Consider the following 13,995-nt stretch of genomic DNA (forward strand, 5'->3'; position numbering starts at 1 on the left):
TCGTTCATCGGGCATCGGGCATCGGGCATCGGGCATCGGGCATCGGGCCATGCCGGGCCCCGGGAGCCCCGGCCGCACCGGGCTCGGGGAAGCCAGGCCGTACCGGGCAGAGGGGAGCCCAGCCGTACCAGGCTCCGGAATGCCCAGCCGTACCAGGCGCGGGACACCCGGCCGTACCGGCACCATCCTGCTCCTGGCCAGGCGATCGGGAAACCCGTACACCGCTCTGACTGTCATCACGGTTCTCGATAACCTGGACTGATGGACGCCTCGTACGACCCCGCTCAGCTGCGTACCTTCCTCGCCGTCGCCCAGACGCTGAGCTTCACCCAGGCCGCCCGCAGGCTCGGGGTCCGCCAGTCCACGGTGAGCCAGCACGTGCGGCGGTTGGAGGAGGCGGCGGGACGGCAGCTGTTCGCGCGCGACACCCACCGGGTCGATCGGACCGAGGACGGCGAGGCGATGCTCGGCTTCGCCCGGACGATCCTCGCGGCGCACGAGCGGGCCGCCGCGTTCTTCGCGGGCACCCGGCTGCGCGGGCGGCTGCGCTTCGGGGCCTCCGAGGACTTCGTACTGACGCGGCTCCCGGAGATCCTGGAGGCCTTCCGCCGCGAGCATCCGGACGTCGAGCTCCAGCTCACGGTGGAGCTGTCGGGGACCCTGCACCGGCAGCTCGCGGCGGGCCGCCTGGATCTCGTCCTGGCCAAGCGCCGCACCGACGACACGCACGGCGAGCTGGTGTGGCGGGACGCCCTGGACTGGATCGGCGCGCCGAGCCTGCGGCTCGATCCGGAGCGCCCCGTGCCGCTGGTCGTCTTCCCGCCGCCGGGGCTCACCCGGGCCCGCGCCCTGGAGGTGCTGGAGGAGCACGGGCGGGCCTGGCGGATCGCGGTCACGAGTACGAGCCTGAGCGGTCTTGTGGCGGCGGCGCGGGCGGGCCTGGGTGTGATGGCGCACTCCCGGGGGCTGATTCCGCCCGGTCTGGTGCCGGTTCCGGCCAGGGCGGGGCTGCCCGAGCTGGGCGGTGTCGACTTCGTACTGCTGCACGGGAATGGCGGGGGTCCGGCGCAGGAGGCGGCCGACGCGCTGGCGGCGGCGATCCTGGCGGGCGGGGACCGGCTGCACCGAGGGGGCGGCGGCCACGACGCCTCGTAGTGGGCCGCCTGGCACGGCCGTGACCGCGGCGGGCGGATTCGGTGGAGATTCCGGTGCGAGCCGCTTACTCATCCGGCAGAACCGGGCACTGTGAACGCCCGACCCTTGCCCATCTGGCCGGATTTCAACGGTTGACGGGACGGATGCACCGGTGCACGGAGCGTGTCGGGACCCCTCCCGCCCGGCCCCCGCTTGGGGTAGCGTCGCGGCGCTGTGCGGAGCGCCACGAGGAGCAGGTCATTGCGTGAATTCACTGTCCCACCCATGGCAGCCGCGCCCCAGGTCGGCGGTCTGGCCGATGTGGTCTTCGACCACGCCGCGGACGATCCGCGGCGGGTCGCGCTCGGCCGCAAGGACGCGGGCGGACAGTGGCGGGATGTGACCTCGGAGGTATTCCGCGACGAGGTGCTGGCCCTGGCGAGGGGGCTGATCGCGCACGGCGTGCGCTTCGGCGACCGGGTCGCGCTGATGTCCCGTACGCGCTACGAGTGGACCCTCCTCGACTTCGCGCTCTGGACCGTCGGGGCCCAGTCGGTGCCGATCTATCCGACGTCCTCGGCCGAGCAGGTCCTGTGGATGCTGCACGACGCCGAGGTCGTGGCGGTGATGGTCGAGCACGAGGACCATGCGATGACCGTCGGTTCGGTGATCGACCGGCTGCCGCGTCTGAAGCGGCTGTGGCAGCTGGACGCCGGGGCGGTGGACGAGCTGGTCGCGGCGGGCGCGCAGGTCGACGACGAGGTGGTCCACCGGCACCGGCGCGCGGTGACTCCCGAGTCCGTGGCGACCGTCATCTACACCTCCGGGACGACCGGCCGCCCCAAGGGGTGTGTGATCACCCACGCGAGCTTCATGTTCGAGAGCGACACGATGGTCGGCCGCTGGGAGCCGGTGTTCCGCTCCAAGCCGGGTGACGAGGCGGCCACGCTGCTCTTCCTGCCGCTGGCCCATGTCTTCGGCCGGATGGTGGAGATCGCGGCGGTCCGGGGCCGGGTCAAACTCGGCCATCAGCCGGAGTTGTCGGCGAACGCGCTGATGCCGGACCTGATGACGTTCCGGCCCACCTTCATCCTGGCGGTGCCGTACATCTTCGAGAAGGTCTTCGACGGGGCGCGGCGCAAGGCGGCGGCGGAGGGCCGGGCAGGCCCGTTCGACAAGGCCGTCGAGGTCGCGGTGAAGTACGCCGAGGCGCTGGAGCAGAAGGCCTTCGGGGACGGCCCCGGGCCCTCGGCGGGGCTGCGGATGCAGCACCAGTTCTTCGACAAGGTCGTCTACAAGAGGGTCCGCGATGCCATGGGCGGCCGGGTGCGGCACGCGATGTCGGGCGGCTCGGGCATGGACCGCCGGCTCGGACTGTTCTTCGCGGGCGCCGGGGTGAGCGTCTTCGAGGGGTACGGGCTGACCGAGTCGACCGCGGCGGCGACCGCGAACCCGCCCGAGCGCACCCGGTACGGCACGGTCGGGCAGCCCATTCCCGGGACCTCGGTGCACATCGCCGAGGACGGCGAGGTCTGGCTGCACGGGGCGAACGTGTTCTCCGGCTATCTGGGCAACCCCGAGGCCACCCGGGCCGTGCTGCGCGACGGCTGGCTGGCCACCGGCGACCTCGGTTCGCTGGACGAGGACGGCTATCTGAGGATCACCGGGCGGAAGAAGGAGATCCTGGTGACGTCCGGGGGCAAGAGCGTCTCCCCGGCCGGTCTGGAGGAGCGCGTACGGGCGCATCCGCTGGTCGCCCAGTGCATCGTCGTCGGCAACGACCGCCCGTACATCGCGGCGCTGGTCACTGTCGACCAGGAGTCCGTGGAGCACTGGCTGTCCATGCAGGGCCGGGCCCCGCTCGCCCCCGCCGACCTGGTGCGCGACCCGGACCTGGAGATGGAGATCCGCCGGGCGGTGGTGGCGGCCAACACGGCGGTGTCGCAGGCGGAGTCGATCCGTACGTTCCGGATACTGGCCCACCAGTTCACCGAGGACCACGGGCTGCTGACGCCCTCGCTGAAGCTGAAACGCAAGGCGATCGAGGCGGCGTACGCGGCGGAGGTGGACGCGCTCTACCACTGATGCGGCGCGGCCGGGTGCGGGAATGTCTGTGGCCGCCCGGACGTTGTGGTGGGGAGTACCAATCGACGACGTTAGGATCGATCGCTCGTGAGCCAGGTCCCCTCCATCACCCTCAACAACGGCCTCGACATGCCGCAGCTCGGTTTCGGCGTCTGGCAGGTGCCGGACGACGAGGCGGAGAAGGCCGTGGCCACAGCCCTCAGGGCCGGGTACCGAAGCATCGACACCGCCGCGATCTACGAGAACGAGGCGGGCACCGGCAAGGCGGTCGCCACCTCCGGCATCGCCCGTGACGAGCTGTTCATCACCACCAAGCTGTGGAACTCCGAGCAGGGGTACGACAGCACGCTGCGCGCTTTCGACGCCTCGCTGGACAAGCTCGGCCTGGACTACGTCGACCTGTATCTGATCCACTGGCCGGTCCCTGCGAAGGACGCGTACACCGACACGTACAAGGCGTTCGAGAAGATCTACGCCGACGGCCGCGCCAAGGCCATCGGCGTGTCGAACTTCCGCCCCGAGCATCTGAAGCGACTGCTCGCGGAGACCTCCGTGGTTCCCGTTCTCAACCAGATCGAGCTGCACCCGCAGCTCCAGCAGGCCGAGTCCCGCGCCTTCCACGCGGAGCACGGCATCGCCACCGAGGCGTGGTCGCCGCTGGGTCAGGGCAAGGGCCTGCTGGAGGTGCCGACGGTCGTCGCCATCGCCCAGAAGCACGGCCGCACCCCCGCCCAGGCGGTGCTGCGCTGGCACCTCCAGACCGGCAACATCGTGATCCCGAAGTCCGTGACCCCGTCGCGGATCAAGGAGAACCTCGATGTGTTCGGCTTCGAGCTGGACGCCGATGACCTCGCCGCGTTCGCCGCGCTGGACGAGGGCAAGCGGCTCGGCCCGGACCCGGCGGAGTTCAACGTCGGCGCCTGAGCGTCGAAGCCCCCGGCGCCCCCACCGTGATACCGGTGGGGGCGCCGTCGTCGGTCAGGTCGATGTCCGAGCCGAAGCGCACACCGCAACCGGGGAGATACGGAACATGAGCAGCGAACCCGCGCCCGTCGTCGAGGCAGGCCCCTACCGCCTGCGCAACGTCGGCAGCGAACTGGTGCTGGAGGTCTACGGCGGGGCCAAGGGCAGTGGCGCCCGGGTCCAGCAGGGCAAGGACGACGGGACGGACGCGCAGGTGTGGCAGCTGTCCCCCGTCCACGAGGGCGCCGCCCTCTTCCACCTGGTCAACGCCCACAGCGGGAAGCGGCTGGACGTGGCGAACGCCGCCACGGAGAACGGCACCCGTATCCAGCAGTGGAAGGCCAACAACTTCGGCGCTCAGGAGTGGCTGATCGAGCAGCACGCGGAGGCCCCGGGGACAGTGACGCTGGTGAGCTTCATCAGCGGCCTGGTCATGGAGGTGGCGGACCGCTCGACGGAGGAAGGGGGGACGGTGCAGCAGTGGGAGGACACCGACTCCCCGTTCCAGTGGTGGAGGTTGGAGCCGGTGGCCTAGAAGGTCAGCAACCTTCCAGGGAGTCTCTCAGGCCTCGCGTCGCCCCAGGTGCACCGTGCGGGCGGTCAGCAGGTACACGTCGGGCCGGTGGTGGAGGCCCTGCGGGTCATCGGGGTCCAGCAGCCTTTCCAGTACGGCGTCGTCCTCGGCCGTGAGCAGTTCCCCGAACACCTCGCGCTCGCGGGCCATGCTCGCGACGACATGGTCGCGGGCGGCGCGGGAGAGCGGGGCGGGCAGGTCGAGCAGGAAGCTTCGGGTGCCCTGCGGGGCGAGTCCGACGGCGGCGAGCAGCGCACTCCAGTCCTCGGTCTCCCTTTTCGTGTCGGGGAGTTCGGCGCGCATCCGGTCGAAGCGCTCGGCGGCCGCCGCCTCCATCCGGGCCTCCAGACCGGGCCGCCCGATGCCGATGTCGCGGGGCAGCCGCCGGGTGGGGAGCCCTCCCTCGACGAGCGCGACGGTCCCGCCGGGCGTCAGGAGCCCGGCGAAGGAGGCGAGGGCGGCGCGCTGGTCTCCCATGTGGTGCAGGGAGTTGCCCGCCCAGACCAGGTCGGCCTGACCCAACCGGTCGACATCACGGGGCAGTTCGGCCTCCCTTGTGTCGAAGCGTTCGATCACGCCGAGGCGCCGGGCCCGGTTCCTCGCGCGCTCCAGGAGGGCGGGCGTCGCGTCGACGGCGACGACCTCCGCCTCGGGGAAGACGTCGGCCAGCAGGCAGGAGACGACTCCGGGGCCGCTGCCGATGTCCAGCACCCGGCGGACCTCCGGCGCGGTGGGCAGGGCGGCCATCCAGCGGGCCGCTGCCTCGTACTGCGTACTGCTCAGTTCGGCGTCCCGCTCCAGCAGCGGGCCCATGACGTCCCAATCGATGTCCGTGCCCGGATCAGCCCCGGACCCGGGCCCGTGCGCGGGGGTGTGGGCGTGGGCGTGGGAATGAGGGTGGACAGCCGTGGCGGTGGGTGCGGGCGCTTCGTGGTGGCCGTGACCGGCGTTGCTGTTCATGGGACCAGGCTCCCCAGCATGCGGCCGGTCGGCAAGTTCTGTTGCCGTTTCAGCAACTCACCCCCTTCCGCCTGCGGGACGTCTGGACCTCCACGACCCGGCCGAGTTGTTCGCGAAGGCGCGCGACGGCCACGACACGGCGGCGACGGACGGGGTGAAGCGGCCCCTGGGGCGGGAGTCGAAGATTCGGTCGGTGCCTGGCGCCGCCGACGCCGGGCCCGTACGCCCGTCGGCCGACGCGGCGGAGTACGGGCCGAGGACACCGACTGAACGGTAGGCGGAGCACGCATATTGCCGCGCCGCCCATGGGCCCATAACTTGCCATTATGGAGCTGGAGTTGCGCCATCTACGAACCGTCCGTGCCATAGCCGACACAGGTAGCCTCACCAAGGCCGCTGCCACCCTCGGGCTGGCTCAGCCCGCCCTCAGCGCCCAGCTGCGGCGGATCGAGAAGGCCCTGGGAGGCGCGCTCTTCGAGCGTGACCACACCGGTGCCCGCGCCACCCCGCTCGGCGAACTGGTGCTGGAACGGGCCCGGGTGGTGCTGCCCGCGGTGAGCGAACTCCAGGCGGAGGCCGTACGGTTCGCCAACGCCACGGGAGCGCTGGACCGGTTCCGGCTGGGCGGCACGCACGGCCCGCTGCTCGGAGGTCTGGTGGACCGGATGGCCGCCGCTCACCCGTCGACGCCCGTGTCGACGTACACCTCGTGGTCGGTGGCCGAGATCGCCTCGCTGGTGATCGACGGGCGGCTGGACTTCGCACTCATCGGGACGTGCGGCGAGAGCCCGCCGCCGCTGGCCGAGCGGCTCGCCTGGGAGGTCGTCGGGGTGGACCCGGTCTTCGTGATGCTGCCGGAGGACCATGCACTGGCCGGACAGAGCGAACTGGAGCTGGCCGCGCTGGCGGACGAGTGCTGGGCGGACGTACCGGGCGACGGCTGCTTCGCGGACTGTTTCGCCACGGCCTGCGCACGGGCGGGCTTCACCCCCGTGTCGGTGTACGAGACGGACACCGCGTCCGTCGTCCACCTGGTCCAGGTGGGGCGGGCGATCGGGCTGTGCCGGGCGACGTTCCCGCCGGCCCCCGGGCTGGTCACCAGACCGCTGGCCGGCGCGCCGCTCAGCTGGCGCCATCTGGTGGGTTGGCACCCGCACTCCTCCGCCGCGGACGCCGCGGCGGCGACGGTGACCGGGGCGACCCGGTCGGCGTACGCGGAGGCGGTGTCGCGGAGCCCGAGCTACGCCCAGTGGCTCACGACGCACCCGCGGTTCGGCACGGTGGCCTGAGGCGGGGCCGGAGGGGGCTCCCTCGCCGGGCCGGCGTACATCCCCGGCACCCCAGACCGTCAGCCCACCCGGCCCATACGACGCATGGAGCTCATGCGACTCAGGCAGCTCATGCGGCTCATGCGGCTCATTCAGCTCCGTGGGACGGCGCGGCGGTCGACACCCTGGCGGCGAGCGTGAAGTCCTTCTCGGTGACCGCGCCGCCCGCGTCATGGGTGTGCACGGAGAGCGCCACCGTGTTGTAGCCCAGCGTCAGATCGGAGTGGTGGTTCAGCTCCTCCTGGATCTGCGCGATGTGGACGGTCAGCGCGGCGGCGGCGAAGTGGGAGGGCAGCCGGAAGGTCCGGGTCAGCAGGTCTCCTTCCAACGCCCAGCCGGGCAGGCCCTCCAGGCGGCGTTCGATCTCGGTCGGCGACAGCGGTTCGGCGGTCATGGAACGGCTCCCTGGTGTCTCGGTGGACCGGCGGCGGGACGTACGCCCCGGCGGACCGGGGCCGACCGTTGCGGCCCCGGCACGCCGGTGACGTTACGGTCTCGGCATGACGACTGTCGTGCCCGACACGGGAGTGGGGCCACTACTGCGGGGGGGGCGGGAGCAGCGGCGCATCAGTCAGCTGGAGCTGGCGCTGCGCGCGGACTCCTCGGCCCGCCACATCTCGTTCATCGAGACGGGCCGCTCCCGGCCCAGCGAGGAAATGGTCCTGCGGCTGGCCGAGCAGCTGGACATCCCGGTCCGCGAACGCAACGCCCTTCTGGTGGCGGCCGGTTACGCACCCCGCTATACGCAGACACCGCTCGACGACCCCGCGATGGCGTCCTTGCGCGAGAGCCTGGAGCGGCTGCTGACCGCGTACGAGCCCTGTCCCGCGCTCGTCGTGGACGGCACGTACGGGGTGGTTGCGGCAAACCGGGGGGTCGCTCTGCTGCTGGAGGGGGTGTCCGAGCGGCTGCTGACCCCTCCGGTGAACGCGATGCGGCTGACTCTCCATCCGGAGGGGCTCGCCCCGCGCATCGTGAATCTCCCGGAGTGGCGGGCGGACCTGCTGGCGCAGATGGACCGTCAGATCGCCCTCGCCCGCTCACCCGAGCTGCGTGCGCTGTACGACGAGGTGGCCGCCTACCCGGTGCCTTCGCGGACCGACCTGGCCGGCCGGACCGACCTGGCCGACCCGCCCGACGGGGGCGCGCGAGCGGAGGGAGCGGACGGCCCGGGGAGGGACCGGCCGCCCGTGTTCGCGCTGCCGTTGCTGCTCGAACACAGGGGCCGGGTCCTGTCGTTCTTGTCGTCGATCGCGACGTTCAACACTCCGATGGACGTGACGGTGGCCGAGCTGGCCATCGAGACGTTTCTCCCCGCCGACCGGGAGACCGCCACCCATCTGCGCGCCCACGTGCCGTCCTGACCCGCCCGGGGATCACCTCGGACGCGGGCCCCGTCGCCGAGCGGATCGCGTCAGACGCGGGCCCCGTTGTCGAGCGGATCGCGGCGGTCGGTGCCGCCGCGCCCGCGCACCGGTCCCTTGTTCCTCCCCTTCCCCTGCCCCTTTCCTGGTACGGGCGGCGGCGCCTTGGCGGTCCGCTCCAGTACGAGAGCCCCGGGTACGGCGGTGAAGACCGAGGACCAGGTGCCCACGCAGATGCCGATGAGCAGGGCGAGCGCGAAGTCGGCGAGCGAGTCGCCGCCCAGGACCGCGAGGGCGGCCAGGATGAACAGGGCTCCCATCCCGGTGTTCACCGTACGGGGGACGGTCTGGAGGACGGCCCGGCGGGCGACCGTGGCCACGGGTGACTTCCGGTCGGCCGCCCACAGCTCCCGTACCCGGTCGAACACCACCACCGAGTCGTTGACCGAGTAGCCGATCACGGTGAGCAGGGCCGCCAGGAAGATGCCGTCGACCGGCCGCCCCAGCCAGGCGAAGGCGCCCACCACGAGGATCACGTCGTGCGCCATGGCCCCGACCGTGGCCATGGCGAACGTCCAGCGGAACCGCGCCGCCAGATAGGCCAGTTGCACGAGCACCGCGACCCCCAGCGCGATCAGCGCGTTGCGCCGCAGTTCGTCGCCGAGGCTCGGGCCGATGAGCTCGTCCCGTACCTTCGTGGCCTCGCCTCCCTCCGCCGCGAGGGCGGCCCGCAGCGCCTGCTCTCCGTCGTTGTCGAGCTTTCCGGTGCGTACGGAGAGGTCGCCGTCGCCCGCGGTGGTGACCTCTGCGTCGCCGAAGCCGGCCCCTGCGATCGCGTCGCGGGCCGTCTCCACGTCGACCGGGCGGCCGGTGGAGTACTCGACCAGCCGGCCCCCGGTGAACTCGACGCCCAGATCGACCCCGCGCACCACGATTCCGGCCACCGCGACGGCGACCAGGGCCGCCGCGACGACGAGCCAGCGGACCGGCTTGCGGAAGAGCTGCGGGTCCTTGCGGGCCAGCCAGGCCCGTACGCTGCCGGGGCGGGCGATTCCGTTGACGCCCCGGTAGTCGCTGACGAAGCGGGAGTTCGCGGCGATCTCGGTGAGCGCGCGGGCGATGACCAGCGCCGAGAACATCGAGGCGGCGACCCCGATGGCGAGGGTGACCCCGAAGCCCCTGACCGGTCCGGAGCCCAGGAAGAACAACAGCGCGGCGGCGATCAAGGTGGTGGCGTTGGAGTCGGCGACCGCGCTCCACGCCTTGCGGAACCCGGTGGTCAGGGCGGAGCGCAGGGAACGTTTCGGCTGCGCGGCGCACTCCTCTCTGGCCCGTTCGAAGACCAGGACGTTCGCGTCGACCGCCATCCCGATCGCCAGCACGAATCCGGCGAGCCCGGGGAGGGTGAGCGTGACACCGAGGACGACGAGGGCGGCGTAGGAGACCACCCCGTACGCGCCCAGCGCCACGGCCGCGAGGGCGCCGAAGAGCCGGTAGACGAGGGTGACGAAGAGCGCGGTGGCGGCCGCTCCGATGAGGGCCGCCTGCGCACTCGCCTCGATGGCCGCCGCGCCGAGCGTCGGACCGACGGTCCGCTGTTCGACGATCTCCACGGGTACGGGCAGAGCGCCACCCTTGATGAGCAGCGCCAGGTCACGCGCCTCGTCCGCGCTGAACGAGCCGGTGATCCGAGTGGCGCCGGACGGCAGACCGGCCCGGCAGCCGACCGAGGGGTCGACCTGCGGTGAGGAGATGACCATCTCGTCGAGGACGATGGCGACCCTCCGCCGCTCGTCCCCGGCCGGGTGGCAGGCGGCCTCTCCGGTCAGCCGGGTCCAGTCCCGCCCCGCGTCCTTGCGGAAGTCGAGCGACACGCTCCAGCCCGCGCCGCGCTGAGCGTCGAACGAGGCGGTGGCGTCCTCGACACCCGCACCGGAGAGCCGGGCGGGACCGAGGGTGAGCGGGCGGCCCTGCTCGTCGGGAAGCGTCAGCCGTTCGGGGTCTGGGGCCGCGTCGGGGCCGGGGGTGGCATCGGGGTCCGGGCCTCCTTCCTCGGGGCCCTCCACGGCGTGGAAGGTGAGCTGGGCCGTCCGGCCGAGTACCTCGGCGGCCTGGCGCGGGTCCTGGACATCGGGCAGTTCGACGATGATCCGGTCCTCGCCGGAACGGGTCAGGGCCGGTTCGGCGACACCCAGCGAGTCGACGCGCTGCCGCAGGATCTCCAGGGTGCGGTCGGTGGTCTCCCGGTCCGCCTCGACGGTGGCGGTGCCCCGGGCCTGGAGCACCATACGGGTGCCGCCTTGGAGGTCGAGGCCGAGTCTGGGCGACATGGTCAGGGTGATGAAGACGGAGACGAGCAGAACGGCGGCAGCCAGAACCGCCCGCACCGTGGTGGCGCGAGTCATGGAAATCCTCCGGTGGGGCGCCGGGCGCCCTCCCCTCAGTGAGGAAGCGGCGCCGGATCGGCAGAGCGGGACGGATGACCGGTCGTGGAACCGGCGGTCCGGCCCGGAGGTCCCCGCACACCGGGAAGCTCGCCCGGGCGGGTGCGGGGCGCACCGAAGGAGGCCGCGGCGACGACCTGCCGCAGGCCGTCGCGGGGCCCGGCCGGGCCCGGCTGACAGGGCGGCAGGGCGGCGTACGGAGGCGGGGGCGCGTGGCTGAGGAGATAGGCCCGGCCGCTACCCGCGCGGGGGGTCTGTGCCGGGTCGGCAGCGGCACGAGGGTGCTCGTGTCCCGCCTCGGACACGGCAAGCTCACCGCTCGCACCGACGTAGTACGGGACGGAACCGGGCACGGCCTGGGCCGGAGCCGCCGTGGTGGTGGTCGTGGTCGTACGCTCGGTGCCCTGGCCGAGGCGCGGTCCTGCGCCGGGGGGTCGCGGGGCGGGGGCGGTGGTGCCGACAGCGGTGGGGATGTCGGCCACGGCGGCACGCGCGGTGGCAGCACTGGCGGTCGCGGTTCCGGCCGTGGCAGCACCCACGTCGGCCGCTCCGGCCGAAGTTCCGGCGCCTGCCGTCCCGGCGGGGGCGGCACCCACTGTGGCAGTTCCGGCGGTGGAAGTCCCGCCCGTCGCGGCACCCGTCGCAACGGTGGGCACGGGGGCGGCACCATTCGCTGTGGACGCGCCGGCGACCACCGCGAGCACCCCGAGGAGCAGCGCCGCCAGCGCGCACCGGGCGCGGGTCACCGGGCCGGGCCGTCGCGGCGGGAACGCGTTTCTCCGGGGCGGCTCCGGATGCCGGGTCACCCTGCCCGGCCGGGGTGCTCGGGCGAGGCCGACCGGTGGCGGAGCACGGAGCCGAGGATCTGCCCGGCACCGCGGACGACCGTGGTCGACGGGTCGTCGGCCAGGCGCACGCGGACGCCGAGACGGTGCGCGAGGCGGTCGGTGACATCGGGGCGCAGCGCTCCGCCGCCCGCGAGCACGGGGCCCCTGCGCAGGGCACCACGGATGGCGCCGTGCCGGTCCTGCCGCCACATGGACGTGATCATGTCGAGCACAGTACGGACAAGGACGGCGGGCAGCGTCGCCGGGTCGAGGCCGCGGAGGTCGACGAGGCCGTGCTCCGCCTGCCGGGCGTCGGCGACCAGACCGTTCATCAGGAGCGTGACCTCGGTCAGCTCGGCGCCCATGTCGACGACGAGGAGCGGCCCGACCTCCCTGGGCCCGGCGAACGCGGCGGCGGCGCGGGCGCTGCTGAGGACCACGACGTGCCGCGTCCCGAGCCGGGCGAGCAGGGCACGCGCGGCGTTGCGGTGTTCGGCCCCGGCGAGGACGGGGTGGCTGAGCACGATCACGCTGTCGCTGCGGTCGGGGCCCAGGGCCGCGTCGGCGATCCGGCCGAGCATCCGCCCGCAGGATTCGGGGTCGACGATGCGCCCGCGCCGGACCGGCCGCTCGACATCCCCGTAACCCCCGTCACTCCCGCGATCGCCGTCATCCCCGTCACCCCCGTACGGACGCGAGTCGAGGACCAGGCCGCGGCCGGGAACCCAGGCCCGGGGGCGGGAGCTGCCGAGGTCCAGGGCCAGTCCCCGGGCGGCGGGGTGCCTGCCGACAGGGCCACGGTGCTCGTGGGGCTCAAGGTGCGGCCGGAGCCCTCCGCCCACGCGCGCGGCGCCGAACGCCCCGGTGCCGCTCCCGTCACAGAGCGGCCCGGGACCCTCTCCCCGTGCACCAGCGCCCGGACGGCGCGAAGCCCCGTGCCCCTCGCGCGGGGACTCGGACGCGGTCGCGGACGGTCCGGCTCCGCGGACGGCGCGAGGCGCGCGGCCCTCGCCGCCGCCCCCGGCCGACGGGGGGACGGAGCGCCCCGGTCGCTGCCCGTCGTACACAGAACGCATCGCCCCTCACCCCTGGTCGGCCACCTCAGCCTCCCACACCTCCGTCGACCCGCTGATAGTGAGGCACGACCGGGCCCTCACTATGCAATACCGTTTACTGGAACGCCACTTCCTCACCGTTTCGCAGGCACGCCCGCGCACGTACCCCAGTCGGCGATCAGCTCCGGGGGGCCGACATCAGGCGCCATCCCGGACCAGGGCGTGGCCGCCTCCGTCCACCAGCTCGGTTCCCAAGGACGTACGGCTGTGCCGTACGGAGGCCCCTCGTCGTTCCGTGGCGACGAGACCCGCCGCGCGCAGGGCGGCGGCGTGGCGGCTGGCGGCCGTAGTGGAGATACGCAGACGCGCCGCGAGGCTGGTGGTGCTGTGTCCGGTGGCGAGGGAGCGCAGCACCGCGGCTCGCGTGGCGCCGAGCAGTTCGTCGAGGGCGGGTCCCCCCGGGATGCGGGTGGGCGACTCCGGGATCCACAGCGGCCCGCGCGCCACGGGGTAGACCAGCACCGGCGGCAGCTCATGGAGGGCGAGCGTGATGGGGTGGTCGTGGCAGAAGAAGCTGGGAATGATCGTCAAGCCGCGTCCCTCCAGATGGAGTTCACGCTCGATGGAGTAGTCGACTTCGAGCACGGGCGGTCTCCAGCGGGATGTGGGGCCGAGATTGGCCAGAAGTCTCTCGCTGCCGTGATCGAGTATGTCGCGTGCCCGGTGCCGGCGGTCCCGGCCGACACAGGCCGCCGAGGCGGCTGCGTGCGGAGCCACCGCGAGGTCGTAGTAGCGGTGCAGCCCCGCGCCGAGACGGCGCAGGGCATGCGTTCTGCCCGCGGCGATCTCGTCGAGCCAGGTGGACGGCCGGGACCGGCCGGCGGCGAGTCGGGCGATGTCGGCGCGCAGCCGGTCACGGCCGGTGGAGAGCACCCGGTCGATGCCCGCTCCCGCCCCGGATTCGGCTTCCGGTCCGGCAGTAGGCGTGAGGAAGTCCGGGAAGTAGGAGGTGCGCGGCGCCAGGGCCGTGAGCATCCGGGCCTCGGACACCAGGCCCGCGGCGGTCAGCGCGCTGCGGGTGCGTCGGCACCACGGGGCGAAGAAGGGGTTCGGGCGGCTCAGTTGATGCAGGCTCAGAACGGTTTCCCACAGGGCGTCCGGCTGGTGGGCCAAGCGGATCCGTCCGAGATCCTGGGCAGTGAAGTGGATGCGAAGCACATCTCCCCCGATGCGATGCCGCTGCTGTTGGCAAGGTGTTCGG

The 13,995-nt window shown here is 72.9% G+C and carries 12 protein-coding genes; 6 read left to right on the top strand and 6 right to left on the bottom strand.

The window, feature by feature from the left end; translation table 11 throughout:
• Positions 1 to 261 precede the first annotated feature (261 nt).
• The 4 genes from CIB93_RS18980 to CIB93_RS18995 all read left to right on the top strand — a co-directional run bounded on the left by CIB93_RS18980 (position 262) and on the right by CIB93_RS18995 (position 4,717).
• A complete protein-coding gene (locus tag CIB93_RS18980) occupies positions 262 to 1,155 on the top strand; it encodes a LysR family transcriptional regulator (RefSeq protein WP_096628275.1) in 894 nt (297 codons plus the stop codon).
• Between the two features lie 264 nt (positions 1,156 to 1,419).
• Positions 1,420 to 3,219 carry a long-chain fatty acid--CoA ligase gene (locus CIB93_RS18985; RefSeq protein WP_096628277.1) on the top strand — a complete coding sequence of 600 codons (1,800 nt, stop codon included), beginning with the start codon at positions 1,420 to 1,422 and terminating at the stop codon, positions 3,217 to 3,219.
• Positions 3,220 to 3,306: 87 nt separating this feature from the next.
• Entirely contained in the window at positions 3,307 to 4,143 is an 837-nt protein-coding gene (locus tag CIB93_RS18990; protein WP_096628278.1) for an aldo/keto reductase, read from the top strand.
• A 106-nt stretch (positions 4,144 to 4,249) separates the two neighbouring features.
• A complete protein-coding gene (locus tag CIB93_RS18995) occupies positions 4,250 to 4,717 on the top strand; it encodes an RICIN domain-containing protein (RefSeq protein WP_096628280.1) in 468 nt (155 codons plus the stop codon).
• Between the two features lie 27 nt (positions 4,718 to 4,744).
• Here CIB93_RS18995 and CIB93_RS19000 read toward each other — a convergent pair whose 3' ends face one another.
• Entirely contained in the window at positions 4,745 to 5,716 is a 972-nt protein-coding gene (locus CIB93_RS19000; protein ID WP_096628281.1) for a trans-aconitate 2-methyltransferase, read from the bottom strand.
• A gap of 326 nt (positions 5,717 to 6,042) precedes the next feature.
• Here CIB93_RS19000 and CIB93_RS19005 point away from each other — a divergent pair, with 326 nt between their 5' ends.
• Complete coding sequence (locus tag CIB93_RS19005) at positions 6,043 to 7,005, top strand: LysR family transcriptional regulator (protein ID WP_096628283.1); 963 nt, start codon at positions 6,043 to 6,045, stop codon at positions 7,003 to 7,005.
• Positions 7,006 to 7,132: 127 nt separating this feature from the next.
• Here CIB93_RS19005 and CIB93_RS19010 read toward each other — a convergent pair whose 3' ends face one another.
• Positions 7,133 to 7,438, bottom strand: coding sequence for a 4a-hydroxytetrahydrobiopterin dehydratase (locus CIB93_RS19010; RefSeq protein WP_096628284.1), 306 nt, complete (start codon positions 7,436 to 7,438; stop codon positions 7,133 to 7,135).
• Between the two features lie 106 nt (positions 7,439 to 7,544).
• Here CIB93_RS19010 and CIB93_RS19015 point away from each other — a divergent pair, with 106 nt between their 5' ends.
• Positions 7,545 to 8,408, top strand: a complete 864-nt coding sequence (locus CIB93_RS19015) for a helix-turn-helix domain-containing protein (RefSeq protein WP_096628286.1) — start codon at positions 7,545 to 7,547, stop codon at positions 8,406 to 8,408.
• 50 nt (positions 8,409 to 8,458) lie between these two features.
• On the opposite strand, the gene secD is transcribed toward CIB93_RS19015, so the two are convergent.
• The 4 genes from secD to CIB93_RS19035 all read right to left on the bottom strand — a co-directional run bounded on the left by secD (position 8,459) and on the right by CIB93_RS19035 (position 13,907).
• The gene (gene secD, locus CIB93_RS19020; RefSeq protein WP_096628287.1) at positions 8,459 to 10,813 is read right to left on the bottom strand and encodes a protein translocase subunit SecD; all 2,355 of its coding nucleotides are present in this window, start codon (positions 10,811 to 10,813) and stop codon (positions 8,459 to 8,461) included.
• Between the two features lie 35 nt (positions 10,814 to 10,848).
• Entirely contained in the window at positions 10,849 to 11,391 is a 543-nt protein-coding gene (locus CIB93_RS37980) for a hypothetical protein (RefSeq protein WP_179500160.1), read from the bottom strand.
• Positions 11,392 to 11,654: 263 nt separating this feature from the next.
• Entirely contained in the window at positions 11,655 to 12,437 is a 783-nt protein-coding gene (locus tag CIB93_RS19030) for a rod shape-determining protein (protein WP_373558771.1), read from the bottom strand.
• Between the two features lie 495 nt (positions 12,438 to 12,932).
• Entirely contained in the window at positions 12,933 to 13,907 is a 975-nt protein-coding gene (locus CIB93_RS19035) for a helix-turn-helix transcriptional regulator (protein WP_143660065.1), read from the bottom strand.
• Positions 13,908 to 13,995 lie beyond the last annotated feature (88 nt).

Origin of the sequence: Streptomyces sp. WZ.A104, assembly GCF_002382885.1 — a bacterium.
Lineage (GTDB): Bacteria > Actinomycetota > Actinomycetes > Streptomycetales > Streptomycetaceae > Streptomyces.